The sequence below is a fragment of the Paenibacillus andongensis genome, assembly GCF_025369935.1.
In the GTDB taxonomy this organism is placed as follows: Bacteria; Bacillota; Bacilli; order Paenibacillales; family NBRC-103111; genus Paenibacillus_E; species Paenibacillus_E andongensis.
In genome coordinates, this window is record NZ_CP104467.1 from 5,068,053 (window position 1) to 5,094,111 (window position 26,059).

The window sequence follows — 26,059 nt, forward strand, 5'->3', positions numbered from 1 at the left end:
ATAATAACCCATTTTCATTCTAAATGGAAAAAAAATTGCATCATGAGTCTCGTACTCATGTTTTTCATTGCTGAAAACATAGCACGGACGCACGGGAGGATTTGCTGAGAAGTCGATTTTCGGCTTCTTAGGCATTATTGACGAGCTTCGACTCGCGGAACTCTCGCTGAAAGCGCGTTTTTCGCGCTTATTTGTTCGGTGGCGCATGAATAAGCCCGAAAAACGTGCTTACACAGGACGAATGCGCGGGACTGACTGCTGAGAAGTCGATTTTCGGCTTCTCAGGCTCTATTGACGAGCTGTGGCTCGCGGAGCTCTCGCTGAAAGCGCGGTTTTCGCACCTATTTGTTCGGTGGCGCATGAATAAGCGCGAAAAACGCGCTTACACGGCACGGACGCGCGGGACTGACTGCTGAGAAGTCGATTTTCGGCTTCTCAGGCTCTGTCGGCGAGCTTCGACTCGCGGAGTTCTCTGAAAGCGCGATTTTCGCTCATATTTGTTCCGCTCGCCGAGCCGTAAAGAAAGGGCCATCCCCGACCGATTCCATTCGGATTCGGAGGATAGCCCTCAAAGATACTTCACCTATACTTACTGCTGAAAAACTACCGTTGGATTGGAAGATGTATCTGTCACCTTTTCCTTGTATATCCCCAGGTAGGTGATCCCGAACGTATAAGAACCAGGCAGCAGCTCCTTACTGACCTCGCCGCCGCTCATGCTTCCGATCGTCCGCCAACCGCCTGCATAATAGGAGGCTGCACCTCCATTAAGCGGATTCCCTTGACTGTCCTTCAGCTGCACTTTGACATTCACCGTCTGGAATCCGACGACGGCGTTCGTCGACGTATCCTGCACTTTCTCCTTGTATGTGCCTTCGTATGTCATTGCAAATGTGTAGGACCCGGGCAGCAGCTCCTTGCTGATCTCGCCGCTGCTTGTACTTCCGATCGTCCGCCAACTGCCCGCATAATAGGAGGCTGCACCTCCATTAAGCGGATTCCCTTGACTGTCCTTCAGTTGCACTTTGACGTTCACCGTCTGGAAGCCGACGACGGCGTTCGTCGACGTATCCAACACTTTCTCCTTGTATGTGCCTTCGTATGTCATCGCAAATGTGTAGGACCCGGGCAGCAGTTCCTTGCTGACCACGCCTCCACTCGTGCTGCCGATCGTCCGCCAACTGCCTGCATAATAGGAGGCCACACCTCCGTCAAGCGGATTCCCTTGGCTGTCCTTCAGCTGCACCTTGACATTCATCGTCTGAAAGCCGACGACAGCGTTCGTCGACGTATCTTGCACCTTCTCGTTGCGCGTCCCTTCGTATGTCAGCGCGAAGGTATAAGACTTGTTCGGCAGCGATTTGCTAACCGATCCGGAAGCATCGGTGATGCCGAAATCTTTCCAGCCGCCGTCATAGTACGTCACATTGCCACCACTAAGTGGGTTTCCGTTGCTATCCTTGAGCTGCACCTTGACGGCGGTCGTTGCGAGCGTAAAGCCCAACTGCTGAGGAAGCTCAACATTTCCCGCTTGATCTGTAGTCTTGTACAGCAGGCTGTAGGAGCCTTTTTTGTCAAACGTAACGGGTGCCGTATACAACTGCCAGGAAGTCCCGTTGTCCAGGCTGAACTCGGTTTTGCCCACACCTGATAAGCTATCGCTACTGACCAAGGTGACCGTAACTGGATTCACATATGTGCCGTTCAGGCCGTCCGGTTGCGCAGGTGATACGCTCGCGCTCGTAACTGGCGCTGTACGATCAATATTGTTTATCGTATAGCTCGTAATATTAGACATTTTGCCATCAGCAGACGTTCCTCTAGCAAACACGGTGTTATTGTCGGAAAGAACGATAGGTGCTGTGTAAGCCATCCATGAACCAGTCTGGCCTATCTGATATTCTTTTACCGCTGCATCGGCAGGGTAGTGGATCACCACAATGACATCTGTATTGGTCGGCGCTGTCTTATCAGATGTAAAAGTGGCATCCGCCGGAGCCACAGCACTCTTGTACAGCATGACATAATCGAGCAGAATTTTGCTAGTAAAACGTGATGTACTAAAGCGGAAGGCATCGATGGACGTAGCCGTCGTATTGTTGTTATAGAAAGGTATACCATTGATACGATAAGTACCGTTCGTTTTATCCAAGGTTCCCGGAGTATCCACCGCACCGGTGTAACTTTTAAAAACATCTGCCTGCATGATAATGTCATACGTCTTCGCAGCCATATCCAGATCAAAGCGAAGCGTGATCCACTGATCGCGCGGAAGCGCAAGGCCAGCGGCTTTCGGAATTTTGACGATCGTATTGGTGCCGCCGATCATCTTCCAGTAGCCGAATGTGCCGTCCGATAAGCCGTTGAACTGCACGACATCGATTCCGGCATTGCGCAGTTTCAGTGTGAAATTCGCAATATCGCTATTCACCTTGTTGAACATGAATCTGGTTTCGAACGAGAGTTTACCGCCAAGAGCAGCATTTGCTCTCAACGCAACAGGACTTTCCGTATAATCAGTGTCCGATAAAGCATAATTGTCTAGCAGTTGTAGTGCTTTACCCACTCCATCCGGCGAAGGTACGACCGATACGGACGTCCCGCTATTCGTACTCACCGTCCAGTTGTTGCCATTCGATAAGTTTCCTGTCGTCCAATCGTCGAAGGAATCATAATATGCGCCACTGCTGCCTGCTGTAGGTAGCGTAACCGTCTTACTCGGGCCGTCGACCGATTCGTTGCCCTGTTCATCGACCGCCTGAACCCGGATCGTATAGGTGCCTCCAGGCTGTAGACCCGTCAAGTCATACGCGTACGTACTGCCGCTCACTGTTGCCGCTTTCACGAAGGACGATTGTGCTCCGTCCTTTCGATAAATCGAATACGATGCTACCGTACCTGAGTTGTCGGTTGCCTGATCCCATGTAAATCTGGCAGCGTTCGGGAACAGATAAACCGGTTGAATCGAGGCAGCCCCTCCCCATGCAGGAGCCGTTGTATCAGCCAAAGTTATCTTGTACAACGTCACATAATCTAGCAAGAATTTGCTTGTATAACGGAACGAACTGAAGCGGAAGGAATCGATCGCCGTTGCCGTCGTATTGTTGTTATAAAACGGAATCCCGCTAACCTGATAAATGCCGGTTTTCCTATCCAGCTTGCCAGGAGCCGCCACCTGTCCGGTGTAGCTTTTAAAAGCTTCCGCCTGCAACGTAATATCATACGTCTTCGTGGCTGTATCCAGATCGAAACGTAGCGTGATCCACTGGTCGCGTGGAAGCGTAAAGCCGGTTGCATTAGGAATTTTGACGGACGTGTTGGTGCCGCCGATCATATTCCAGTAGCCGATTGTGCCGTCCGAGAAGCCGTTGAACCGCACGACATCCGTCCCGGAACCGCGCAGCTTGAGCTCGAAATTGCCGATGTCGCTGCTCACCTTATTAAACATAAATTTGGTCTCGAATGTGACCTTACCGCTAATAGCCGCATTATTTCTAACAACAATCGGGCTTTCCGTATAGTCACTATCCGACGTGGCGTAATTATCCGTCAGCTGGAGCGCGTTGCCGATCGAAGCCGGCGACGGCACGATCGCTACCGACGTTCCACTGTTCGTAGTCACCGTCCAACTGCTGCCGGAACTCATTTCCCCAGTCAATTTGTCGTCAAACGATTCATAATAGTCGCCGCTGCCGCCTGCCGCAGGCAGCGTCACCGTCTTGCTCGGGCCATCCGCCGATTCGTTGCCATGCGCATCCGTTGCCTGAACCCTGAACGTATACGTGCTCCCCGGTTGCAGACCCGTTACGTCATAGCCGTATACACTTCCGCTCACCGTTCCTACCTTTACGAAGGACGATTGTACGCCGTCCTTCCGATAGATCGAGTACGTCGTTACGATGCCCGAATTGTCCGTCGCCTGATCCCACACAAATCTTGCTGAACTCGGGAACAGATGCTCCGGCCTTAACGTTGCCGACTCCCCCCACGTAGGAGCCGAAGTGTCTTGGGTCAATACATTCAACGCATCACTTACCAGCGACCGATTATTGCTCGTATCCACTGCCACAATCGTGATGGCAAATGTATTTCCAACCGTTAGACCCGTGATCGTCGCAGTCACAGTATCACTCGGAACGACGGTTTTCAATACACCGTTTGCATACACAGCGTATTCCTTCACGGCAACATTGTCCGTTGATGCGCTCCAACCGACAGTAACCGTTGTATCCGTCTGCGAAATAAGATGCACACCGCTCGGCGTTGTCGGACGCTCCTCATCGCTTTTCCGCTCGATAAGGCCGATCCAGTCCAGATTCATAGGACCCTTATCGTTCCACATCGTAATGTCGACTGGTCCGGCCACCAGCTGCTGCCCCAGCTTGACCCGAAGCCCTCTCCAATATTCCGGCGCCGTCCCATAATCGAAGGTCTTAGGCGCCTGAAAGGATGTTGCTTTATCTCCGATCATGACGCTTCTGCTCGTGAGCTCTCCAGGATTCATGCCCCAACCGGCTACATACTTCATCACCAGATCGTAGGTACCCGCTTTAGGTACGTTAAAGCTCCACGCCACCTTCTGTCCCTGCTGATCCCAGGTACCTAAGCCCTTCTTACCGGATAAGAACGGGCGTGAGGCATACACGCTTATTCCGGGATCCGCATCCGTATAGGACTCCGCTTCAATCCAGTCAAAGGATAGTTGGTTCCTCATCGCATCCGGGTCCGTCCATGAATCCGCATCCGCAAAATTACTGCCTCCGACCTTGCTCAGTTTTACGGTACCAAGGTCCCCGCGAATGATAATGTTGGCATTCGCTTCGAGGTAAAGATCTTTCGGATGACCGTACTTTTCAAAAATAAAGCCTGGAGGCGCTTCCACAACGTGGTACAAACCCGCTGTATTGCCAAGTTTGCCCCAAGCGACGGGAATCCCTTCCTTATCGCTGTAAACCTGCAGCGTCGCCTGCCCCTGCACCCCGTCGAAAACGGTCTGCAAAGTTACGGGAGCCATCGCTTGCGGCATCGGCGCATTGCCGAGCTTGAACGCATGCTGTCCTTTCTCGACATTAAGGGTAATGGTATTCCCTGCCGCACTCCAATGCACGCCCCGCAATCCCATTGCTTCCGAGACCAATCCGCCGCTCGGGATGTCCCTGCCGCTGTCTGTATCACGCAAACGTGTGATTCCAGGCACATTTACATCTACCTGTGTATCTGACGGGCTCGACACGGATAGTTGGTCGCCGCCGTATACAACCGTCGCAGGCTGACTGCTCTGGATAAGGGTGACGCCGTCTTTCACAAGCTTCGTGCCGTCTACGAGAAGCACGGTACTTCCTTTCACTGCCACAGCGGTTCCGTTGAATCGAATGCCGCCTGCGTCCACTTCCCCGCCCGAGGTCGTTCGCACGTAGACAACTGAACCATCTTCGAATGAAAGTTTCGTATAAGTCCCGTGATTCTCCGAGACCACATTCTGAGGCTGTGTCCCCTGCTTAAAGGCTTCCATTGTAGAAACAAAAGTGGTCGCGTTCGTTTTCGGCGTAATGAAAGCTGCATGCAGCTGTTTTTTGTTTGCATAAACCGAGTCTTTATCCGGTTTCCATTCCGTTCCGGCCGCGTCCAAATATTGATCTTCAAATGTCGTTCTAAGCCCCTCTGGCGCCTGGAAACGGACTTTCAAACCGGCTTCTTTCTTCCAAATTGTCGCGCCCGCCTGATCAGCGTCGAGATCCAATTGATTATCGGCATGGAGGCGCCATTCGAATTCCGAGCCTTGCGGATTAGCCGACTGAAGCTGGTCAATGACGACGAACATATCGGGTCTGACATAAACGATACTCCGATTCGCCTTATTCAGCTTACCCGCATAGGCGCCGGCAGCATCGCCGCTCGTTGCGTCAAAATCCGGATGCGTGACGAAGCTCATGATCTTGCCGTCCGCATCAATATTGTCGATCGGCTGCCCCTGCTTCCCGTCAACCGTAATTGCGTTAGCGGCAAACGTTTGCTTCGCATAGTTTGTATCGTGAACGCTGCCGTAATAGTCATAAAAACCACTTTCGATAGCAAGCGATTCACCAAAGGCATTGACGATGAGACCATTCTGGTCCGCATGGCTATGGTTATAGGTGCCGAATGGGCTCGATTTGAAATAGAGCGACACGCTATCGGGATCGTATAATTTCGAATGCATCGTCACAAGACCGATGTCCTGAAACCACTTGGAGTCCGGCAAATCCATCGGGGGTCTCGCTTCCAGATTGTCGTCCCCGTAAAAGTAGTTGCTCAATTCCCCGTTCAAGCCCGTTCCAATGGCTCCGGCCGCCCATTTCATCCGGGGATCGCCATACATTTGTGCGAGACGGTTATATACCGTCACACTGGCAGAGCCTGGGGCGTATTCACTATCGTCTCCAAAAATCCCTTTCGGGCTGCCTTTTGGGAACGCATAGAGCGGATACAAACCTTCGTTACGCGAATAGGCTTTGTCATAGAGATTGAAACCGCTTGCACTCAGGAGGACGTCTATGAACTGTTTCGAAAGTGTAGACGACCATTGCCAATAACCAGTGCCCTGCGACCAACCTCCATTCTCCCCGCCCCACGGAGGCAAAATATTGATGTAAGCGGGAACGACTTGCCGAAACCATGATTCAGCTTCCGGTGTATCGTTCAGCAGCGCCGTAGCGATGATGCCGACAAATCCGAATGCCGTCCACCCGTGTGAGTCATAAGGTTTACTCTGAATCGGGTATTTCACAACGATTTCATTCACCAGTGTCTGGGTGCGCGCTTTCACCATATTCAGTACCGTCTGTTTCTCCGATGGTGAAAGCAAGTCGTTCAGCCAGTCGTAGGCCATGGCGGAATCTAACGCGATGAGCCTATGTACCTGATCATGAATGAAGTAGCTCGTTGTTCCGTCCGGATTCCAGCCGGATAGGTCGAGCAGTCGGGCTTTCGCGTACTGTCCGATTTCCGGTGAACCCGTCAGGAAGTAAATGAATGCAGCATTAAACATCTTATTGATTGCCGCTTCCGAATAAGTACGGAGGACACGTTGTGCAGCTACAAATTCAGGAGCATTATGATTATAGGTAGCCGGATAAGGAAAGCTCGGCTCGATCAAGTCGCACCGATGCGGTTCCTGGATAGTCGGCGTGCATAAATTGGCATTCACCGACTGACTTATCCTTTGAAACATATCTTTTCCGACCGTAAATCGCAGATTTCGAAAATCGGCAAGTGTCGATGAATTCGCCCAAATGCGCGGATGCGTGGGACTGATATTGCTCAATAACTGATCGATGGAAGGAACCACAAACGGAACATTCTGCTCCTCAATCCGGAACTTTCGAATGTCGCTCCATTCCGACCAGCCTGAGGCCGGTTTGTGAAATCGGACGCGCCAATACCAGGTACCGACGTCAAATACATGATTAAAATTGTAGAAATTCGACGTTAGTGTTTCTTGTTCATATACAACACTAGCTACTGTAGAACTACGGCTAATCTGCAAATCGTAATTATCGACCCCGCTAACGGCAGGCCATCTAAAGTCGGGCGGATTTTGCGTCGTAACAAGGGAATCCATCGGTCCGAACGGCATATTTGTCCCCGATAATACAGACGCCGGCCATCCCTCAGCCGCTTCCGCAACGGGAAGACGGACAAACGGCAAAGCACTGAAACAACTAAACATCATGACAAATACCATAATAAGTGCGAGTTGACGATTTGAATTCCGGGCCATCATCTTCAATAACCAGCTCCTTTTTCAACTTACATACATCCTTACATCCAGTCCTTCCAATCCAAATTAACCCTTTCGAAATGTCGAACATCCCCCCTTTCATCGCAACCTTCTCTTAGAATAAGGCGCTTTCTTTTTTCATTCTTTTTACGGATTCATTCGTGATCAGAATAATGAGAAAGCAAAGGACGGACTGATACAAGCCAACTGCCGCCGCCATGCCGAATTCCTGTAAGTCGAGAAGCGCTCGAAACGAAAAAGTATCGATAATATCCGTTTTATCGTATAACAGTCCGTTATTCCCGATCAGCTGGTAGAACAAGCCGAAGTCGCCTCTCGCTATTTGGCTGACTTTCAGCAGCACCAGAACGATCATCGTAGGAATGATGGACGGGATGGTTATATGGATGATCCGCTGAAGTACGTTCGCCCCGTCGATTTTGGCCGCCTCATACATTTCCATGTCAATTCCGGCGATGCTCGCAAGATAAATGACAGTTCCATATCCAACGGACTTCCATGCGCTAAAAAAGATCAAAATATAAGGCCACAAACCCGGATTATTATAGAAATTTACCGGTGTGAAGCCGAGCGACTTTAAGAACGTATTCACCGCACCGAACTCATAATTGAGAAAATTATAGACAATTGCTCCGGCTACGACCCACGAAATGAAATAAGGCAGAAAGATTACTGACTGCAAAAATTTCTTAATATATTTGCCTGCCAGCTCGAATAAAACGATGGCGATACTTATTTCCAGCAGGTTGTTCACAATCATGAACAGGAAGTTGTAAACGATTGTATTTTTCGTAACCAGGAACGCTTTGCCCGAATGAAGGAAGAAATCGAAATTAGCCAGACCGACCCATGGGCTGCCAAAGATACCATCCTTGTAAGAATAGGATTTAAAAGCAACCACCATTCCCGCCATCGGGAAATAACAGAAAATAAGAAAAAATAAAAACGCTGGCAATATCATCAGATACAGTGTGCGATTTTTCCGCAAATCGCCTAGTAAACCTTTCGTATGCATAGGAATCTCCTCCTGTTAACAGAAAAACGAGAGTGACTGTTGCATGATCACCTCAGCCTCTCTCGTCCTTTCTCAAACGTTATTTATTATTCTTTACATATTCGTCTAGCTGCTTCTGTGCTTCAACGATCACTTTATCCAGACCCGCTTCTTTATTTTTGGTGTTGAGCGTCTTGACGGCTTCCAGTGGATCATTAATGACACCAAGCGTAATTGGATTCCGGTATTGATCTTTGACGTTTTTGATCGCTGCCAATTCATTCTTCACATTCGTCGTATCGAACACAAAGTTAAGCAGCGGGTTCGTAATCGCAGTTTTCGTCCAAGTTGCTTTAATGGCGTCAACCTCTTTCGGTTGATCGGCAAGCGGCTTAATCAGCCCTTGTGTTCGCCAGCCCCAAGGTGAACCGGAATCGATCTTGTAGCCGGAATCGGTTCCACCCAGCGCCTGTATTTTTTTGTCCGCCGTCAATTCGTAATGTTTGCCCTTGATGCCGTAAGTCGTAAGGTTAAAATAATCTTCGTTGTTCCGGAACAAATCGAGCAGCATCAAAGCTCTCTCCGGGTTTTTGGCATTGGCGTTGATCGACATTCCATTACCGATATACGGGTTCACATAAGTCGCCTTGCCGTTGTAAAGATCAAACAGCTCAACTTTCCATTCCGGATGTTTCTGATTCGCTGCCGTAACACCGAGACTCATATCCTGAATGTTTCCGGCCATCGAGGCACTTTTGCCGGCAAGGAACGAATCTTTGACTGGCGTTTTATTGAGCAGAGCATTTTGGGACCAGTACCCTTTCTTGTTCCAATCGGCCATTTTCTTCGCAAATTCCAAATATTGCGGCGTTTGCGCAATGTCAATCAGCTTGCCGGACTTATCTTTTAAGTCGACTGAAACGAGGGAATTACCAATAATGAGCTTGGGCGTGAATTCGGTCCCGACCATGAAGTCGTACATCGTATACGCATTTATACCTTCGTCGAAAGGCACCATGTTCGGTTCGTTTTTGGAAATGACTTCCAGGTATTTTTCGAAATCATTGATCGTTTTCAGTTCTGGGATGTTGTACTTCGCTCTCAAATCCCCTCTGACGCCGACAACAGCCATAGAGAAATCTTTGGTCGAAGCAGGTACCATATATATTTTGTTTTGCACCTTCGCCTGCTCCCAGGCTTCTTTCGGCATTTCCTTCATCGTCTGCGGTGCATTTTTATTTAACATATCTGGCGTAAGCTCAAGGAAAGCCCCTTTAATCGCTTGCTCGCCATACTTGATCCAGTTCGCTGAGAAAACCAAATCGAAATCTTCACCCGTTGCAAAAAGCAGCGGATACTTCTGCAGGTAATCGCCCCAAGACAGGAAAATAGGCTCTACGGTTGCGTTGATATCACGTTTCAGCATCTTATTGACTTCGTCGTAGACAAGCCCGATGTCTTTGGGCTGATCCCCGATCAGGTACATCTTCATCTTCACTTCTTTGGAAATATCCGGCTTGTTTGATACGGCCCCGCTATTCGTACTTGCTGTCGGATTAGGCGATGCCGTTCCTTTGCCCGAGTTCGTCGAGCAGCCTGCCATAAGCATAACTGCCGCCAAGCTGACAGCCATCAGTGTCTTTACATGTTTCATTGAATAAACCTCCCCTGTACTTGTTCACTCATCTATGATCAACGGCTGAAGCCGGAGTCATCCTTTGACGGAGCCAATCGTAATGCCTTGGATAAAATACTTTTGAACAAAAGGATAAAGCAGAACGATCGGTCCCGTTGCGATCACCGTCATAGCCAGCTTGAAAGATTCCTTCGGCGTATCCATAACGACTGAACCCTGAGAAGCAACCGAGGAGTTGGCAAAGGCGATACTGCTCAAGATTTTATAGAGAAAATATTGCAGCGGATACAGATTCTCTTTGTTAATGAACAAGGTGGCATGATACCAATCATTCCAATAATTGAGGGAAATGAACAGGCCAATCGTCGCCAGTGCCGGCTTAGTCAGCGGCAGTATCATGGAAAGAAAGATGCGGAAATCGCCGGCACCGTCCATCTTGGCCGATTCACTAATCGCATCAGGGATCGTAGAGCTAATGAAGCTTCTCATTATGATGATATAAAACACGTTTAATAAAGGAGGCACAATCAAGGCCAAGAGCGAATCCTTCCACCCTAAATACTTAACGATCAAAATGTACCATGGCACAAGTCCACCGGAAAATAACGTGGTAAAAAAGAAATAGAAGGAAAATACATTTCGGTTCTTGAAGTCTTTTCGCTGCAGAACATAAGCCGTCATTGCCGTTATGAACAGTCCAATCAGCGTACCCACGATCGTGACCAATAACGTAATTTGATAAGCGGAAACGATCTGCTTCGGATTTTTAAAGATAAACTCGTAGGCGTCTAATGAAAGTACGCTCGGAATGAGGCTATAGCCGTTTTTAATAATATGGGACTCCTCAGTCACTGATCCTATTACAATCATCAAAAATGGAATCAAGCACATGATTGCGAACAGCGATATGAAGAAATAGCCGATGATTTGGAACACGTATTTCTCTAAAGTATGCTTACTCTCCATGGAGCCCTCCATCACTTCTTTGTTTAGGACAACCGGTTTCCTAATTTCATAGTAGACTACAATCAAGTTCCCCGTATACTTCACAAACCGGTGAAAAGTCTCCATTTTTTTGTGAAAAGCAACTAAACGAATTTGTTCAGCCTTACACTTTTTGTACGTGTACTTACCTGTTTACAAATTATTCATTATAATAATGAATGCAACGATCCCGAATAACGAAGGAGCATGGACAATACGATGAAACTCACAGCGGCTCGCACATCCAATAAACTTTACGCCAACATCTTTCTTTCGCTCATCGTTTGCATCATCCTCACCATCGTGACCTTGTCCTCTACGCTCTACGCGAGCTTCGAGAAGATCGCCTTATCGAATATTTATGCATCAGAGAAAAGCAGCCTGTCCCAGACGAGCTACAGCGCCAAGTCGATGATCGATAACTCGACCAGCTACGCGCTGCAAATATACGCCGATCCGCTTTTCGATAAGCTCCTACATTATAAGTCCCCAGGCAGCGTGGAGACGAACGCCGCTTTAATTCGCTTGAATGCTTATTTGAATATGAACTATTTCATCCATTCCATCTACATGTACAGCAAAAGCTCGAAAACGTTTTACTCTGCCACCTTGTCCTCCGTCAATACGATTCAGAGCTTCGACGATTTCTTCGATGCGGACGCGCGCAAGCTGATCGAGCATTTCAGCAGTTACAAACGTTTGGCGCCTATTCCCCGGGCAATACCTGTTCAAACTCCGTTTCAGGAGGTCAGAACGGCCAATGTGTATACATTTGTCTTCTATGATCTGCAAGGTCAATCCAAGGATCTCGACAATATGATCATGCTTAACGTACCCGAACGATGGATGAAGGAAGCCATTACAAGCCTTGATATGAACAAAAATGGGTCAACTTTCATTATCGACAGCAAGGGCACGCTGGTTACCAGCACCGATTCGATGCCTTTCCTGGCGGATCTGAAGGATAAGCCCTATGTGCAAAAAGTATTATCTGCTTCCGCCAATCAGGCATCCGATTATTTTGTCGATGATGTGGAAGGCGTCAAATCGTTAGTCGTATACTCCAAACATGAAGTTACCAACTGGCTTTTCATCCGGGTACTTCCTTATGACACCATTATGGGGAAAGTCGAAACAATAAAGAAAACCGTTCTTCTCATTTGCTTCGTCATTTTGTTAATAGGGCTCAGTATTTCCTTCTTCTTATCAAAAACTCTTTATAAGCCAATTGAGAAGGTCATATCCAAATTAAATATGCTGATGAAAGAAAAACGCAATAATCATGATAAATTGAAGCAAAATTTCTTACGCCAGCTTCTTCATAATAGCGGATTCAAGAAACCGCTTGAAATAGAAACCAAACTCAAGGAATTCGATATTTCGATGGATCCGGCCAGTGACTATGCAATCGTTCTTTTCGTGATCGACCATTTTGATTCATTTTCTAAGCAATATCACTTTGAAGACCGCGTGCTGCTCAAATACGGCATTATGAACATCGCTTCCGAACTATTCGCTAAAGTCGGCAGCTGCGAATGTATTGATATCGATGAGAAGACCATTGCGGTTCTACTAAACGGCACCTTCCAGAGCGATCATGCATGGATGGATACGGTAAAAAACGTGCAAGACTCAGCCGAGCAATTCCTTGGCATCTCAATGTCCGCCTCCATCAGCAGAACCGGCGATAGTCTGGTTGAAGTATCCGAATTATTCACCGAGGCGCTGCAGCAGTTGAAATACAAATTTACCGACGGTTACCGCTGTATTTTACATAGCCGTCAGCATCGTCCGCAAGCGCTCACTCCGTTCATCCATCCTGCTGTTCTTGAGAATAACATGTTGGAGACGCTTAAGCTTGGCAAAGCGGAAGAGTCTAAAAAATGGTTCGGTGAAATCGTACATGCTGTCGAACCTCCCTCCTATATCGTTTATAACATGTTATTTAATCAGTTGGCTTTCTCACTCAGTACGACGGCACTCCAAATGGATAAGAACTCTGGCTTACCTTTGGATTACGATTTCAGTTCCTTTATCCATCACATGCATAAGCTGGAGACGCTTCAAGACGTACACGATCATTTTTGCGAATTGATCGATCAGCTATGTCTGCGCTTCAAAGACAAGAAAAGCTCAAAGCATGATAACCTGATCGCATCAATTGATAAAATCATTCATCAAAACTATTCCGACCGGGAATTGTCCTTATTTAAAATCGCCGAGCTCCTCGACTTATCCCCCGCCTATCTGGGGCGTATATTCAAAAAGCTCGCCAACCAGTCGGTTCCTGATTATTTAAACGAATACCGAATCGAGCGAGCCAAGGAGTTTCTCGTTTCCACGCCTGCTCCAATTGAGGAAATCTCGCAGAAGACCGGCTATAACAATAGTACCTATTTCTATAAAGTGTTTAAAAAATATACCGGAATTACGCCAGCCGAATATCGAAATAACGGAACATAACACGAAAAGGCTTACGCTAGAAAGATACAAGCGTAAGCCTTTTTATTTGGTTGTGCATCCGTTATTCGCCATCCCTTTTCAACCATTGATCCAGGAACCGGTAGGCTATCATCCTTATCTCCCCCGGAAAATCATGTCCGCCCGTCCCGAGGTAGGACTGAAAGCGGTCTTCCTTACCTAACCAACGGTACAGTTTCGAAAGCTCCAGCATCCCTTCCCCAACCGATTTCCAATGAGGAAAAATATGATCGTCCTGTCCTGCGTAGCTGAAAAAAGGCGTTGGGGCGCATAAGGCGACAATTTCGTGAAATTCAAATGGGATCCGATCCTGCTGCAAATCCTCCGAAACGTTCGGGATATGCGTGTATGGATAAGGCCGGTGGCCCCAATGCTCCGGATGCGGATCGCCAGTGAATGGACTGAACCCGCAGCTGGAAACAACAGCCTTAATTCGATCATCCATACCAGCCAGAAAATAAGCGTTATAAGCGCCAAACGAATGTCCGATCGCCCCGATGGAAAGCGGATTAACATAATCCAATGAGCATAAAACATCAATGCCCTGTATGTGATCTGTTAAGTTCTTGGCTACCGTTGACCACTCAGGATGCTGTTCATAAAAAGGCTCACTCTCAAATGCCCCTCTGCCCGGATAGATCCGTTCACCAGCAGTCAGAGCATCAGGGACCAGCACCACATAACCGCGCTCAACCAATTCAACGGCATACATGCGATTAATCCCGCCAGTAGGAAGAGCAATAAAGTCTTTCCCTTGTTCATGTGTCGAATGGAGTGCAATAACAGCAGGGTAGCCTGAATTCCTTGGACGTTTGGATACATGTTCATCCGGAATTAGGATATAAGCGGTAATTCTATCGCCATAAACGGTATCATATTCAACATGAAGCCGGATATGGCTTGATTGCTTGCTCTGGAATTTGATTTGAACTCGTACAGGCACCGTTGCAGGCAGTTCGCCAATGTAATCAAGCCAGGTCTGGCGAATTTCAGCCAGCTTCTCTGTCCACTGTTCATAACTCTCAATCCCATGCAAAAGCGGCGGAATGCCCATTTGGTTAATTTGGGATAGTACATACGCCAATATTGAATCCCTTCTTTCTTTAAAAATGGACTCTCACGTTAAAGCTCCAACATAAACTTGATTATTTTATCATGTAGTCCTGGCAGTCCCTCATGACCAAAGTCTGGGTAAATTTCGAGTCTCTTTTTCGCAGTTATCTTATTATATGCAGCAAACTGAGTCGATGGCGGACAAATGCTGTCCATTAAGCCAACACCCATCAACACTTCTCCTTTGATTCGTGCTGCTAAATGCTGAATATCAATATAACCCAGCTTCTTGAAGATCTCTTCCTCCTGCGTATGTTGAGGATCAAAATGACGAAAAAAAGTTCTAAGCTCGAGATAAGCATCCTTAGCTTGATCCATTTCCCATACCCGCTTGTAGTCACTTAAAAAAGGATAGACAGGTGCAAGCTTATTAATTCGCGGTTCTAGCGCTGCACAGGCTATTGTAATCCCTCCGCCTTGAGAAAAACCAGTAACCACAACTCGATCCGCGTCGACTTCAGGCATATCCATCACGATTCCCGCCAGCTGTGCTGCATCCAGAAAAATATGTCTAAATAACAAATGATTGGACGTATCGTTTAACCCACGAATGATGTGACCGCTATGCGTAGTTCCTTTTATTCCGCCTGTATCTTCCGATAATCCGCCTTGCCCCCGACAGTCCATCGCAATTACGGAAAACCCAAGCGAAGCGTAAATTAGTTTGTCGTTCCAATCTCCCGCATTTCCTGAATAGCCATGAAACTGAATGATGGCTGGATGTGGCTCTGCGATATGTTTCGGACGGACATATTTCGCATGAATTCTCGCCCCCCGTACACCTGTAAAATATAAATCGAAACAGTCCGCAAACGGCACCTGGAAATCACTTTCAATCAGCTCAACATTCGCGTTGACCGATTTCATTTCGTCGAGCGCGCTACTCCAGTACTCGTCAAAATCTACGGGCTTCGGATTGCGCCCTGCATATTGCTTTAACTGGTCTAACGGCATATCCAAGATCGGCATGTTCTTCATTTCTCCTTATACAATGGAATCAAAAACAGGATGATCGGTTTCCTAATCTCATTGTAGTCGACGCCGCAATCCCCCGTATACTTCACAATCTATAGAAAGAACTGAAGTTTTTAACGTAAATGACTACACTAATTTGTACATCTGTACACTTTTTGCATATTGACTTACATGTTCATGAAGTATTCATTACAATAAGCCTGAACGCGAATCTTGGGAGGAGTGGTATGATGTTAGCCGTACACAACGATTCAAAAGTAAAAAACTTTTTACTAGTTTTACTTTTACTCGTATTGGCTTTTGGCTCTGTTGTCGTCCCTCATGCGAAAGTTGCTTCAGCTAGCGGAAATGTCTATTATTTTTCGTCAACAGGTAGTGATTCGAATTTAGGCACCACCCAAGCCTCACCCTGGAAATCCATTACCAAAGCAAATACTTTATTGACTTCCGGAACTACAGGGAACACGATTTTATTTAAAAGAGGAGATGCGTGGTATGAAAGCACTCTAAATTTGACCAATAAATCGGGGAGCACCACCGATCCCATCACAATTGGCGCATACGGCACCGGAGCTAATCCGATCATATCCAGCATGAAATTATTGGATGATGCAGGCTGGACCTACGATGGCGCTAACAATCGGTGGAAGCATCCGATATCCGACTTTTCCGACGCTTTGCGTCTATTCGTCAACGGCGTATCCAAATACAAGGTTAATACCATCAATGCCAACGCAAACGAAACAGACGTTGACCAAACCTATGAATGGTTTATCAAATCTGGATGGGTGTATGCGAATTCAGGTTCAACGGCTGTTGGTCCTAAAAAAGTGGAACTGATACTACCTACCAACAATCCACCTGTGATGATGAAAAATACCGACTATGTAACAATCAAAGATCTTGATATAAGAGGCGGCCTTGTGGATATTGACTCGCCAAGCTCCAATATTACAATCGATAATTGTATCATTCGGGAATCGAATCAACACGGGATACGTGTTTGGAACAGCAGTACAACAAACTTGTCTCAACATGTATCCAACATTACGATTACGAATAACTTAATCGATAAAGTTTGGACGACGGAAGAAAACAATACCGCTGTGGCATTACTTGGGGATGGTATCTTTCTCCTTGATGCGGTGGAAGGTGGATTGGTTCGAGGAAATACGCTGCTCAATTTTGGACATGGCGGAATTGTCCTGTCTTCTTATAAAGCAACAAACGTTTATGGGGTTCATAATGTGATCGTAGAACAGAATGATGTTTCGGCTGGCAAGTCCGGTTATATGCATGCATTTGATGTTGATGGCTTTCCTGACAGAACTACTAACAATACAATAAGACGAAACTATTTTCATGAATTCACCAGCACGAGTCATATTGGCGGAAGAGATAACAAGTTTTACAGTAATATAATTGCCGGTGTTACTTTGACAACACAAAACCAAAAGAAGCAGCCGTATGCGATTGATATTGCCCCTTGGATGTATAATGGCGTTCAAATGGAGGCCCGTGATCTGTATGTTGTCAACAATACCATCTTGGATACTGACGAATTTTCATTGCAAGTGCTTGATTCCAATCCAGCTACAGCTGGCACCGTCACGAATAATGTCATCGCCAATAATATTTTTGGGCATTATGGCTACAACAGCGCGGTCAATGCAGAAGTTGCCTTAGATGTTTGGGCTAATGTAGTCGGAACTTTATACGTAAAAAACAATAATTTTTGGGATACCAGCGCTAAAGTTGCCCGTTTCAAAGATCTACCATCAGCCCCTCATTATACGATCACAGATTTGAATACGTGTCCGAATACGACTCCGGACACCTGCGATGCGAACACTGCAGCGGATCCATTATTTGCAGACTATGCCAACCGCGATTTGAGGCTGACATCCAGCTCGCCCATTAAAGCCTCCGGCACGAATGCGTACGCTGCCGTACTGGGCAGTGGATTCGTAGATTTCTACGGAAATGCCTGGAATGCGACGAACCCAAGTATTGGCGCGATCCAATATGTTGCGACGCCGTGAGACAAACAGAGATGATTATAAATTAGAAAACGGAGCCCGCAAACCCGCGTGGCTCCGTCTATATTTGAACGACTAACTCACATTGCCGGGATTTCAGAAGGCACCTTCAAGTGTGTTACATCGATTCCTTTTTCGTCGCGTGCTTTTAAGTCTTTTAAAAACTCTAGAAAGCCATAACGAGGTTTCCAACCAATTGCCTTTTCAGCTTCAGAAAGGTCATGTTGTTCCACTTGCTCAGGCAATTCGATCTCATATTTATTAAGCAAATCAATTGCGCCAGGAACCTGTTTCTCACACCACGCTGGACCATATGTTTTGAAATCTTGAATTACATCTATCGGCATGCCGTGATTTGTATGAACAATTGTACGAAAAAGCCCCACTCTCTTCTCCAAAACTGCCTTGACAGAAGCAACTGTAGCCTCAGCAACGTCCCTTCTATCCACGCCATTACGAAGCAGCCGAGCCCCGAACTCTAAGTAGGGTCGAGGAATGAATTCATGATAACGAAGCATAGCGATCGATGCACCGGTCATCTCATGATAGGTCTTGCACAGATCTTCCCCAATAACTTTACTAACGCCATAGACCGACCACCATCCATATGCCATTGAAGAAGCATAGACAATAGATTGAATCCCAGCCTGCCTGCATGCTTCCAGAACATGGAATGTTCCATCCACATTTACAGCAAAAATCGTTTCATCACTTACGGGTGGATTATGTGCGCAATGCCATGCTGCAAGATGAACGACCGCATCCATTCCATTTACCGCTGTACGTACATCACCGGGTGATCTCGTGTCACACCTGACGAATTCGATTTCGCTCAAATCGTCCGCACTTGGAGGCATAACGTCTGCCATCCTAACCGAATAACCGGCTTGAATTAATGCTCTGCAGACAGCTTGGCCACCATTGCCGGCAGCACCGGTAACAAGAACTTTCATAATTTCACACCACCTAGCTTCGTATTTAGGTTATCTATTCGTTATCCTTGATGTTATACCTGCAATTGGAAAATAACCAGGTCGATATTTCTTCAATTTTGCTAAATCTCGGTACTTTCCATTTATTTTGAGAAAAACGAATTATAAGTCTTGAGATAAACGTATCATATCTCTGCATTGTATACCGTTTTCAAAAATTTCATCAGAGTAATGTTTTACAAAGAAGTCTCTATCGATCCCAACAATTCTAAAACCACATTTTTGATATAGAGCGAGTTGCCCTATTCCTGAGTTCCCCGTGCCAATCTCCATTGTTTTATAACCCTGAAACTTAGCATTCTTAATTGCATGCTGTACAATTTTCTTACCTATCCCTTTACCTTGGTGATTCTCGTTGACAGCAACATTCACCAACTCAACTGTCCCAGGTCTTGTAGGTAGTAGTACATAAACTGCTATAATCGTGTTATTCATCTCTGCTATGTAGCATTGCCCTCGTTTGAGATATTCTTTAACAATCTGTTCAGAAGGGTCAGCTAACAATAACAGCTCCATTGGAGGCGACTCGCAAGTATCTAACTTACGTATTTCCATGTTAACTCTCCTCCGATTGGTCTAATATTTCGTTACACTCATTAAGCACAATTGTTGCGTCAGAAACACAATGTTTTGGAACCACCTCATCGCCCTCCTATTGATTCAAAAAAAATCCGCAATTTCTGCGGATGCTTTTCATGAGTCTGAGTGAGGAAACTAAATCATTTCGAGGGAGCGTTTCGCGGCTGTAACAGTTGTTTCATTTCATGTAGCGAGATTCCAGGAGATTCTTCAAATTCGAGATATTCTCCAGCAGCTTCTCCCCGACATTGGTTTCCCTCACCAGCTTCCGCTCCAGTTCTTTGTCCACCAGCCTTTTTACAGACAATACGTCTGTTCCGTTACATAACACATCTTCTTTTGAATTAAATTTCTGATGGGCAACGAGCTGCATACCAAAGGAATTATACAACAAGGTATATCCGGCGATGCCCGTTGTGGATTGATAGGCTTTGGAAAAACCGCCGTCAATGACAACCATTTTCCCGTTTGCTTTAACGGGGTTCTCTCCACGAATTTCTTTTACTGGCGTATGGCCGTTAATGATATGTCCATGATCCGGATTCATATCAAACTCCATCAGAATTTTCCGGCAGATCTCCTCATTTTCACGCAAATGGTAATAAGGGTTTTTTCTCTCCTTATAGGTTTCTTTATCTTGAATAAAGTACCGTTCAAAGGTGGTCATTTCTCTCTTTCCAAAGAGCGAGGAACATTCCCCTGTCCAGATGTACCATACCATGTCCGTAGCCAGATCTTCCGTCTCTTCCGGATGCGCAAAGGCGTAACGTAAATAATATTCAAAAACATCGAGCAGCTTACGGCCCGAATACGTCTTGTCTTCAATCTGCATTTCTTCCATGTTTCCTTCTTCATCCAAAGGAATACAGCCATGAAATAACAAATTCCCGTTGTATTTTAAATAAAGGCTCCCCTTTTTCATAAAAAAATTCATATGTCTGGCCAGTTTTTCGGAATGCTGAACGGAGAACAGCAGCTTTTCCATCACCTGCTGTTCTTCCTCCAGCAATTGTTCAGGCTGCTGCGGATTTACGGTTGAGAAACAGGTGTTTTCCAGCGGGTACGTTTTTCCGCCGATCTTGATTTCAGTTTTGTCATAATCGATTTGCTCAAGCAAAAGCCTTTCAGACATATTAAAGAATGGGCGTCTCTTGATAATAGGGATTTCAAGCTTAAACTGGATCATGGCAATGGCTTGATGAATTTTGGTAATCTGCAGGATTTCCTGCTCCGAACCGTTATGGTCGGTCTGCAACTTCGGTCTGAAGGCCGGATTGTCATCATAGTATTTCTCCGCCAAGTTCAGCAGTGGGCGAAGATTGATTCCATATACGTCTTCGATGATGTCCAGATTGTCATATCTGGCGCAGATCCGGATAATATTCGCAAGGCAGACCAGGGAACCCGCATAGGCGCCTATCCACAGGACATCATGGTTCCCCCACTGAATATCTACAGAATGGTAGTTGATCAGCGTGTCCATAATTTTATCGGGGTCCGGCCCGCGGTCATAGATATCTCCGACCACATGAAGATGGTCAACCACCAGGCGCTGGGTCGTATAAGCAAGGCCGATAATGAGCTTGTCCGCCTGGCCCAAGGAAATAATTTGCCGGTATATTTCCTCATAATAAGGGTCCTTATTGTTGGTCGAATCCGTCTTGTATAGAAGCTCTTCTACAATATATACAAACTGCTCCGGCAGAGCTTTACGCAATTTCGAGCGCGTATATTTGGAAGAGGCATAAGAAATGAGCTTAAGCATTTGTTCAATCGTTTGTCTGTACCATTGGTTCAAGGCTTGTTTATTGCACAGGTCTCCTTTAACCAGCTGTATCTTTTCTTCCGGATAATAAACTAACACCGTAAAATCATTGATTTCATGGTCCGTCCAAACCTCATGGAACAAGGCTTTGATTTTCTCTTTTACGGTACCCGAACCGTTTCTTAGTACATGCTGAAAAGCTTGGAACTCCCCATGCAAATCACTGACAAAATGCTCAGTTCCCTTGGGAAGATTGGAGATCGCTTCAAGGTTGATGATTTCTGTTACAACTTTTTCTTCCGTATCATATTTCTGGGCCAATAAATCTAGAAACTGCGCATCCAAAACAGATGTCCCCTTTCAAGGAAATATGGTGATGTATAAGAGGTTTTTTAAATGGGGCTAGCCGCGTACCATTAACTTAGTGTAAACAGTAAAGGGAAAAACATTAGGTTTCCGAGGTTCTCTTTGGTACTCTTACTAACAGCTATTATAACTGAAACTTCCCACGCTATCTGCCCGTTACCAAACGTAACAATGACTGCTTAGAGATTTTTTGCATATCTACCGCGTCACCTCAAATGATTTCTGCCCGCTAGCTTCAAAACTGCAACCAAATTTTATTTCCGACTGCCATCTGCCATGATTAAGATATTGTGTCACGTTAGCTCTAACAGTAGTCGCGGCGGTCATACAGCAGCCCCGCGGGTTGAACTTAATGTTAAGTCATCATCTAGTTTGTTTTGCTAAATCTATCCTAATTAAATTGAGCGGGAGTAAACATTTCGCAAATAAGCGAATGTTCGCATAAAAAACCTCCCGTTTGGAGGTGAATGAGTAATTTATTTTTATAATGTACTAAGTCGTAGCTCAAAAAAATACTGTACAATTGGATGCTTTAACTTTATCTTCTCGGTCATGTTTAAAATTCGCTTTTTTCCAACCCGTCTGTCAACCAAAGCTAGAATATTCAATAAGATATCATTGCTCTCTATGCTTTCCTCGATAGAAATGGATAAAAACTTGTTAGCTATAACGATAAAATTTGATTTACTTAATGATGACTGTGCTGACAAAAGCTCCTTTGCATATTCCGATATTTTTCTACTTCTTGCTATTACTTCTAAACGATCCTCCGGAACACTCCCTTTGGTATCTTTTCTGACCGCTTCGATATCTTCATTGTTGATAGGAATCTGGATATCTGAATCATTCTTAATTTCCAACTCCGTCTGATACCATTTGATTAAGGTATCACTCATATTGAGCACGTTCTTTTTATCTACCGCAATATAACAAAGTCCTGCTTTATCTGGTAAATAACAGTAGCTGCTTGAAAGGTATTCGACCCTTCCATATAACGCAGGACTGAGAAAACTCTCCAGATGTTGTTTCAATTTGCTCCAGGCCATTTCATCCTCCTATGTTTTATATTATAAAACGCCCATTGAGGCACTTGTTCTATTATCCATAATACAATAACCAACACATCGATCAAAAAACAACCTTAAACCCACGTACTGCCATCAATCACCTTCGCCTTTGGATTTACCTCGATATCCTTGCCGTTGAGGCGAATACCTACGTCATTAGCGTTAAATTTCTGATGAAAAACCGCTGATTCTTAAATGGAGCCTAAATTTTAATACTAGTTCGTTCAATCTGAGATTGTAAAACATCATATAGAGCAAGCTTATAATTTATTTTATCCAAGTTAAAATAGAGATCCCCTATACTTCTCTCTATTTCTTTTTTGTGATTGAGCATCATCAATTTTCGTTCTGAAATTGTTGAGTCCCCTTCTTTGTATAAGTAAACGTATTTCTGAATTTGAGCAATAGGCATTCCTGTTGCCCGAAGCGCTGTAACAAAGTGTATCCAGCTTAAATCTTCTTCGTCGTATAAACGCTTTCCATTTTCGTTTCTTTTAACATGCGGGAGCAATCCCTCTTTTTCGTAATATCGAAGTGTGTGTGCGGCTATTTCCGTTAGTTCAGTAACTTCTTTTATAGTCAGCATAATAAACTTCCATCGCCTCCTGTTAAAGTATACTTTAAATGATTTCTTCAACTTTACAAATTGGATTTTCTGATTTCATGCCATAAAAGAAAAAAATACTATTAAATCAAGGTATTTTCTGTTCTATTATACTCCAATTATTTTCCAAAAAAGACCTTGACTTAAAGTGAACTTCATAAACTATGATAGCAAGGTAATTAAAAAACGATTTTTGAGAGGATGTATATCGTTGAAAGGGAAAATTTTAGTACAAGAAACTACACAGACCACTATTTCAATCGTCACTGGCGGCAGCCGTGGGCTTGGTCGTAATACTGCCATTAGTATTGCACGTCATGGTGGTGATGTCATTTTGACCTATCGTAGCCGAGCAGAAGAAGCAAAATCAGTCGTTGCTGAGATCGAGGCTCTGGGGCGTAAAGCGGTCGCTCTACAACTCGATATTGAAAACACATCCAGCTTCTCTGACTTTGCTGAGACGGTTGGTTCTATTTTGCAATCTAATTGGGGTAACACCACTTTCAATCATCTGGTGAATAATGCCGGTCATGGAGAAATGGTAAGCTTTACCGAAACAACAGAGGCTCAATTCGACGGCCTGTTTAATGTGCATGTCAAGGGCGTGTTTTTCTTGACTCAAGCCCTACTGCCGCTTCTTGCAGATGGTGGTCGTATTGTTAACTTCTCATCAGGTCTTACTCGTGTCTCTTATCCCGGCTTCTCGGCTTACTCTGCAGCTAAGGGTGCAGTAGAAATTCTAACCATTTATATGGCAAAAGAGCTGGGCCACCGCGGTATCACCGTTAATACTATTGCACCTGGTGCAATTGAAACCGATTTTTTAGGCGGCGCTGTGCGTGACACGCCTGCTTACAATAATGCGTTTGCTTCGATGGTTACCCTTGGTCGTGTCGGCGTGCCTGACGACATTGGTCCCGCAGTCGCCAGTCTACTCGATCCCGACAATCGCTGGGTTAATGCACAGAGAATCGAAATCTCGGGTGGTCAGAACATTTGATTGCTCATGGCGGCAAAATGACTTTATTCTAGTTATAAGAGGCTACTGAGTAAGATTGCCGTGGCCTCTTAATATGTCAAAGAAAAAGAAAAAACAATGCCAAAGTTTCATTGGGCTATTGAAAATCCAATACACTAAAGTAAACATGTCAACATGTAAAGATGCAAGCTTAGGATTAGCAGCAGCAATGTGTGGTTCAACTAATTAATTCAACTATCCTGCCCGTTTAACGGCTGCGGCCAGTCTACAACTTTATTTTCCTAGTCTAATACTTTTCAGACTAATACTTTATTTTCAGCTGACAGTAGTAACCAACTTAAAATACCAGCCCTGCACCGACTTAATGTATGTGACTGGAGAGGAACTGAAATGGAAGAATTAATCAGTGAGCTTGCCTAGCTTATTGGTAGCTATATTCTAATGAATCTCGTTGAACTTTATGCCATTAGATGAGAAAACGGCAGCCAATTAATGGCTACCGTCTCTAGGTGTTTATAATAAGCTCTTCTTGCGGAATCTCCGATGGGAGGCGAAAAGCCTCTTTCCTTTGTGCATCGATTCCACATTTCAACAAATTCCTGAAAGGTTTGTCCTGGTATTTCTCCCAATTAGCACGCTCTCGTAAGCGAATATACTCAAAAATCGGTATTCTTGTTGCATTTCCAATAATCTGAGCGGTCTGTTTTGCTATGTTAAGTGGACTGCTGAATATTCTTGATATGGGCATTTGCTTAAAATGACTTGCTGTCGCATGTGCTTGCTTTAAACCATCGGCTGTAAGGGAGACATCACCAACATCAATCAGTTAAGCAAAAAGGCTACCGATCGTTCCGGCAGCCTTTGAAGGGGATATTGAATAAATGGGGTTTAAAATTGTGTATTTCTAATTGGATGGAATGATTCGGATATCCTTATCCAAATTGGCAAGCATCATGAAATTGCGATTGAAAGTAAAGATGCGTTTTACCTGATAATAGGACATGGTCACAGCAGTGAATGCTTCGCCTAGCGAGAAACGGAGTTCAGGCCTATCCATAAGCAGTCTGCGCGATTCCCCCTCTAATTCGGGGCCGCTGGAGACGAGCGCCAGCTTGCCTTTACTCACTGCTTTATCAATTGCATTCAGAAAATATTCCGCCTGCTGATAGCTGTATTCATTGCGAAGCCATTCGTGTAGATCAAATATAATAGAGTTTGTCGTCAAGTAATTACGCTCAAGATCATGCAAATCCAGAAACAGGGAACGGGCTTTCGCGTAGTGGGGGTCTTCAGGGTTCATTAAAGCAGCTAAAGCTGTTTCATCCAGAAAAATTGCATCCTGAACGTTCAAGTGGTTATCCATATGTCAGCACTCCTTAATCCTCTAGTTTGCAAATACCAACCAAATACAGAAGCGGGTTATCTTCCTTTTGATCGACTGAGATGGGGATTGATTTGTATGGGGCGCTTGCCAAGTGTTTGACAATGATTCCATTGACGATCTCTTGCACGGTCGTATGCTGCATATCTGCGATTGCTTTCAGCTGGGCATAATATTGCGGATTGAGTTGTATAGTACCTTCTTCTTGTTCTTCATTTCTTGAAGAAATGAATTCGGAAGCGGTAGACTTCGCTTTTTCGAATTGATTTTGAATGAAGCGTTTGTAATTATTCGCCATCGTGATTCACTCCTTATGCATAGCTT

At 45.4% G+C, this 26,059-nt stretch carries 17 protein-coding genes; 3 read left to right on the forward strand and 14 right to left on the reverse strand.

What is annotated here, in order from left to right:
- Positions 1-589: 589 nt before the first annotated feature.
- From NYR53_RS23045 to NYR53_RS23060, 4 genes are all read right to left on the reverse strand, one after another.
- Positions 590-7,762 (reverse strand): fibronectin type III domain-containing protein, encoded by a 7,173-nt coding sequence (locus tag NYR53_RS23045; RefSeq protein ID WP_261301486.1) that lies wholly within the window; start codon positions 7,760-7,762, stop codon positions 590-592.
- Positions 7,763-7,874: 112 nt separating this feature from the next.
- Positions 7,875-8,795, reverse strand: a complete 921-nt coding sequence (locus tag NYR53_RS23050) for an ABC transporter permease (RefSeq protein ID WP_261301487.1) — start codon at positions 8,793-8,795, stop codon at positions 7,875-7,877.
- Between the two features lie 79 nt (positions 8,796-8,874).
- The gene (locus tag NYR53_RS23055; protein WP_261301488.1) at positions 8,875-10,428 is read right to left on the reverse strand and encodes an ABC transporter substrate-binding protein; all 1,554 of its coding nucleotides are present in this window, start codon (positions 10,426-10,428) and stop codon (positions 8,875-8,877) included.
- Between the two features lie 57 nt (positions 10,429-10,485).
- Positions 10,486-11,481, reverse strand: coding sequence for a carbohydrate ABC transporter permease (locus NYR53_RS23060; RefSeq protein WP_367618569.1), 996 nt, complete (start codon positions 11,479-11,481; stop codon positions 10,486-10,488).
- 120 nt (positions 11,482-11,601) lie between these two features.
- Here NYR53_RS23060 and NYR53_RS23065 point away from each other — a divergent pair, with 120 nt between their 5' ends.
- A complete protein-coding gene (locus tag NYR53_RS23065; protein ID WP_261301489.1) occupies positions 11,602-13,857 on the forward strand; it encodes an AraC family transcriptional regulator in 2,256 nt (751 codons plus the stop codon).
- 61 nt (positions 13,858-13,918) lie between these two features.
- Here NYR53_RS23065 and NYR53_RS23070 read toward each other — a convergent pair whose 3' ends face one another.
- The gene (locus NYR53_RS23070) at positions 13,919-14,959 is read right to left on the reverse strand and encodes an alpha/beta hydrolase family protein (protein WP_261301490.1); all 1,041 of its coding nucleotides are present in this window, start codon (positions 14,957-14,959) and stop codon (positions 13,919-13,921) included.
- Positions 14,960-14,997: 38 nt separating this feature from the next.
- The gene (locus NYR53_RS23075) at positions 14,998-15,957 is read right to left on the reverse strand and encodes an alpha/beta fold hydrolase (protein ID WP_261301491.1); all 960 of its coding nucleotides are present in this window, start codon (positions 15,955-15,957) and stop codon (positions 14,998-15,000) included.
- A gap of 233 nt (positions 15,958-16,190) precedes the next feature.
- Here NYR53_RS23075 and NYR53_RS23080 point away from each other — a divergent pair, with 233 nt between their 5' ends.
- The gene (locus tag NYR53_RS23080; RefSeq protein WP_261301492.1) at positions 16,191-18,005 is read left to right on the forward strand and encodes a right-handed parallel beta-helix repeat-containing protein; all 1,815 of its coding nucleotides are present in this window, start codon (positions 16,191-16,193) and stop codon (positions 18,003-18,005) included.
- A 77-nt stretch (positions 18,006-18,082) separates the two neighbouring features.
- Here NYR53_RS23080 and NYR53_RS23085 read toward each other — a convergent pair whose 3' ends face one another.
- From NYR53_RS23085 to NYR53_RS23105, 5 genes are all read right to left on the reverse strand, one after another.
- Positions 18,083-18,955, reverse strand: coding sequence for an NAD-dependent epimerase/dehydratase family protein (locus tag NYR53_RS23085; protein WP_261301493.1), 873 nt, complete (start codon positions 18,953-18,955; stop codon positions 18,083-18,085).
- A gap of 141 nt (positions 18,956-19,096) precedes the next feature.
- Positions 19,097-19,549 (reverse strand): GNAT family N-acetyltransferase, encoded by a 453-nt coding sequence (locus NYR53_RS23090; RefSeq protein WP_261301494.1) that lies wholly within the window; start codon positions 19,547-19,549, stop codon positions 19,097-19,099.
- A gap of 202 nt (positions 19,550-19,751) precedes the next feature.
- Entirely contained in the window at positions 19,752-21,683 is a 1,932-nt protein-coding gene (locus NYR53_RS23095) for a fructose-1,6-bisphosphatase (RefSeq protein ID WP_261301495.1), read from the reverse strand.
- A gap of 503 nt (positions 21,684-22,186) precedes the next feature.
- Complete coding sequence (locus NYR53_RS23100; RefSeq protein WP_261301496.1) at positions 22,187-22,750, reverse strand: SF0329 family protein; 564 nt, start codon at positions 22,748-22,750, stop codon at positions 22,187-22,189.
- A 223-nt stretch (positions 22,751-22,973) separates the two neighbouring features.
- Positions 22,974-23,357 (reverse strand): MerR family transcriptional regulator, encoded by a 384-nt coding sequence (locus NYR53_RS23105; protein WP_261301497.1) that lies wholly within the window; start codon positions 23,355-23,357, stop codon positions 22,974-22,976.
- Positions 23,358-23,586: 229 nt separating this feature from the next.
- On the opposite strand from NYR53_RS23105, the gene NYR53_RS23110 reads away from it, so the two are divergent.
- On the forward strand, positions 23,587-24,375 hold the full coding sequence (locus NYR53_RS23110; RefSeq protein ID WP_261301498.1) for an SDR family NAD(P)-dependent oxidoreductase: 789 nt from the start codon (positions 23,587-23,589) through the stop codon (positions 24,373-24,375).
- Positions 24,376-24,859: 484 nt separating this feature from the next.
- Here the strand turns inward: NYR53_RS23110 and NYR53_RS34505 are convergent, their stop codons facing one another.
- The 3 genes from NYR53_RS34505 to NYR53_RS23120 form a co-directional block, all read right to left on the reverse strand.
- Complete coding sequence (locus tag NYR53_RS34505) at positions 24,860-25,180, reverse strand: histidine phosphatase family protein (protein ID WP_367618677.1); 321 nt, start codon at positions 25,178-25,180, stop codon at positions 24,860-24,862.
- Between the two features lie 78 nt (positions 25,181-25,258).
- Positions 25,259-25,717 (reverse strand): type II toxin-antitoxin system VapC family toxin, encoded by a 459-nt coding sequence (locus tag NYR53_RS23115; RefSeq protein ID WP_261301499.1) that lies wholly within the window; start codon positions 25,715-25,717, stop codon positions 25,259-25,261.
- Between the two features lie 13 nt (positions 25,718-25,730).
- Positions 25,731-26,033: a hypothetical protein gene (locus NYR53_RS23120; RefSeq protein ID WP_261301500.1), complete on the reverse strand. Its 303-nt coding sequence runs from the start codon at positions 26,031-26,033 to the stop codon at positions 25,731-25,733.
- Positions 26,034-26,059 lie beyond the last annotated feature (26 nt).

Bases quoted from the DNA above. Each gene is read 5' to 3' on its own strand.
- NYR53_RS23045 (WP_261301486.1), bottom strand. From the start codon at position 7,762: ATGATGGCCCGGAATTCAAATCGTCAACTCGCACTTATTATGGTATTT.
- NYR53_RS23050 (WP_261301487.1), bottom strand. From the start codon at position 8,795: ATGCATACGAAAGGTTTACTAGGCGATTTGCGGAAAAATCGCACACTG.
- NYR53_RS23055 (WP_261301488.1), bottom strand. From the start codon at position 10,428: ATGAAACATGTAAAGACACTGATGGCTGTCAGCTTGGCGGCAGTTATG.
- NYR53_RS23060 (WP_367618569.1), bottom strand. From the start codon at position 11,481: ATGGAGACTTTTCACCGGTTTGTGAAGTATACGGGGAACTTGATTGTA.
- NYR53_RS23065 (WP_261301489.1), top strand. From the start codon at position 11,602: ATGGACAATACGATGAAACTCACAGCGGCTCGCACATCCAATAAACTT.
- NYR53_RS23075 (WP_261301491.1), bottom strand. From the start codon at position 15,957: ATGCCGATCTTGGATATGCCGTTAGACCAGTTAAAGCAATATGCAGGG.
- NYR53_RS23080 (WP_261301492.1), top strand. From the start codon at position 16,191: ATGATGTTAGCCGTACACAACGATTCAAAAGTAAAAAACTTTTTACTA.
- NYR53_RS23085 (WP_261301493.1), bottom strand. From the start codon at position 18,955: ATGAAAGTTCTTGTTACCGGTGCTGCCGGCAATGGTGGCCAAGCTGTC.
- NYR53_RS23090 (WP_261301494.1), bottom strand. From the start codon at position 19,549: ATGGAAATACGTAAGTTAGATACTTGCGAGTCGCCTCCAATGGAGCTG.
- NYR53_RS23100 (WP_261301496.1), bottom strand. From the start codon at position 22,750: ATGGCCTGGAGCAAATTGAAACAACATCTGGAGAGTTTTCTCAGTCCT.
- NYR53_RS23105 (WP_261301497.1), bottom strand. From the start codon at position 23,357: ATGCTGACTATAAAAGAAGTTACTGAACTAACGGAAATAGCCGCACAC.
- NYR53_RS23115 (WP_261301499.1), bottom strand. From the start codon at position 25,717: ATGGATAACCACTTGAACGTTCAGGATGCAATTTTTCTGGATGAAACA.
- NYR53_RS23120 (WP_261301500.1), bottom strand. From the start codon at position 26,033: ATGGCGAATAATTACAAACGCTTCATTCAAAATCAATTCGAAAAAGCG.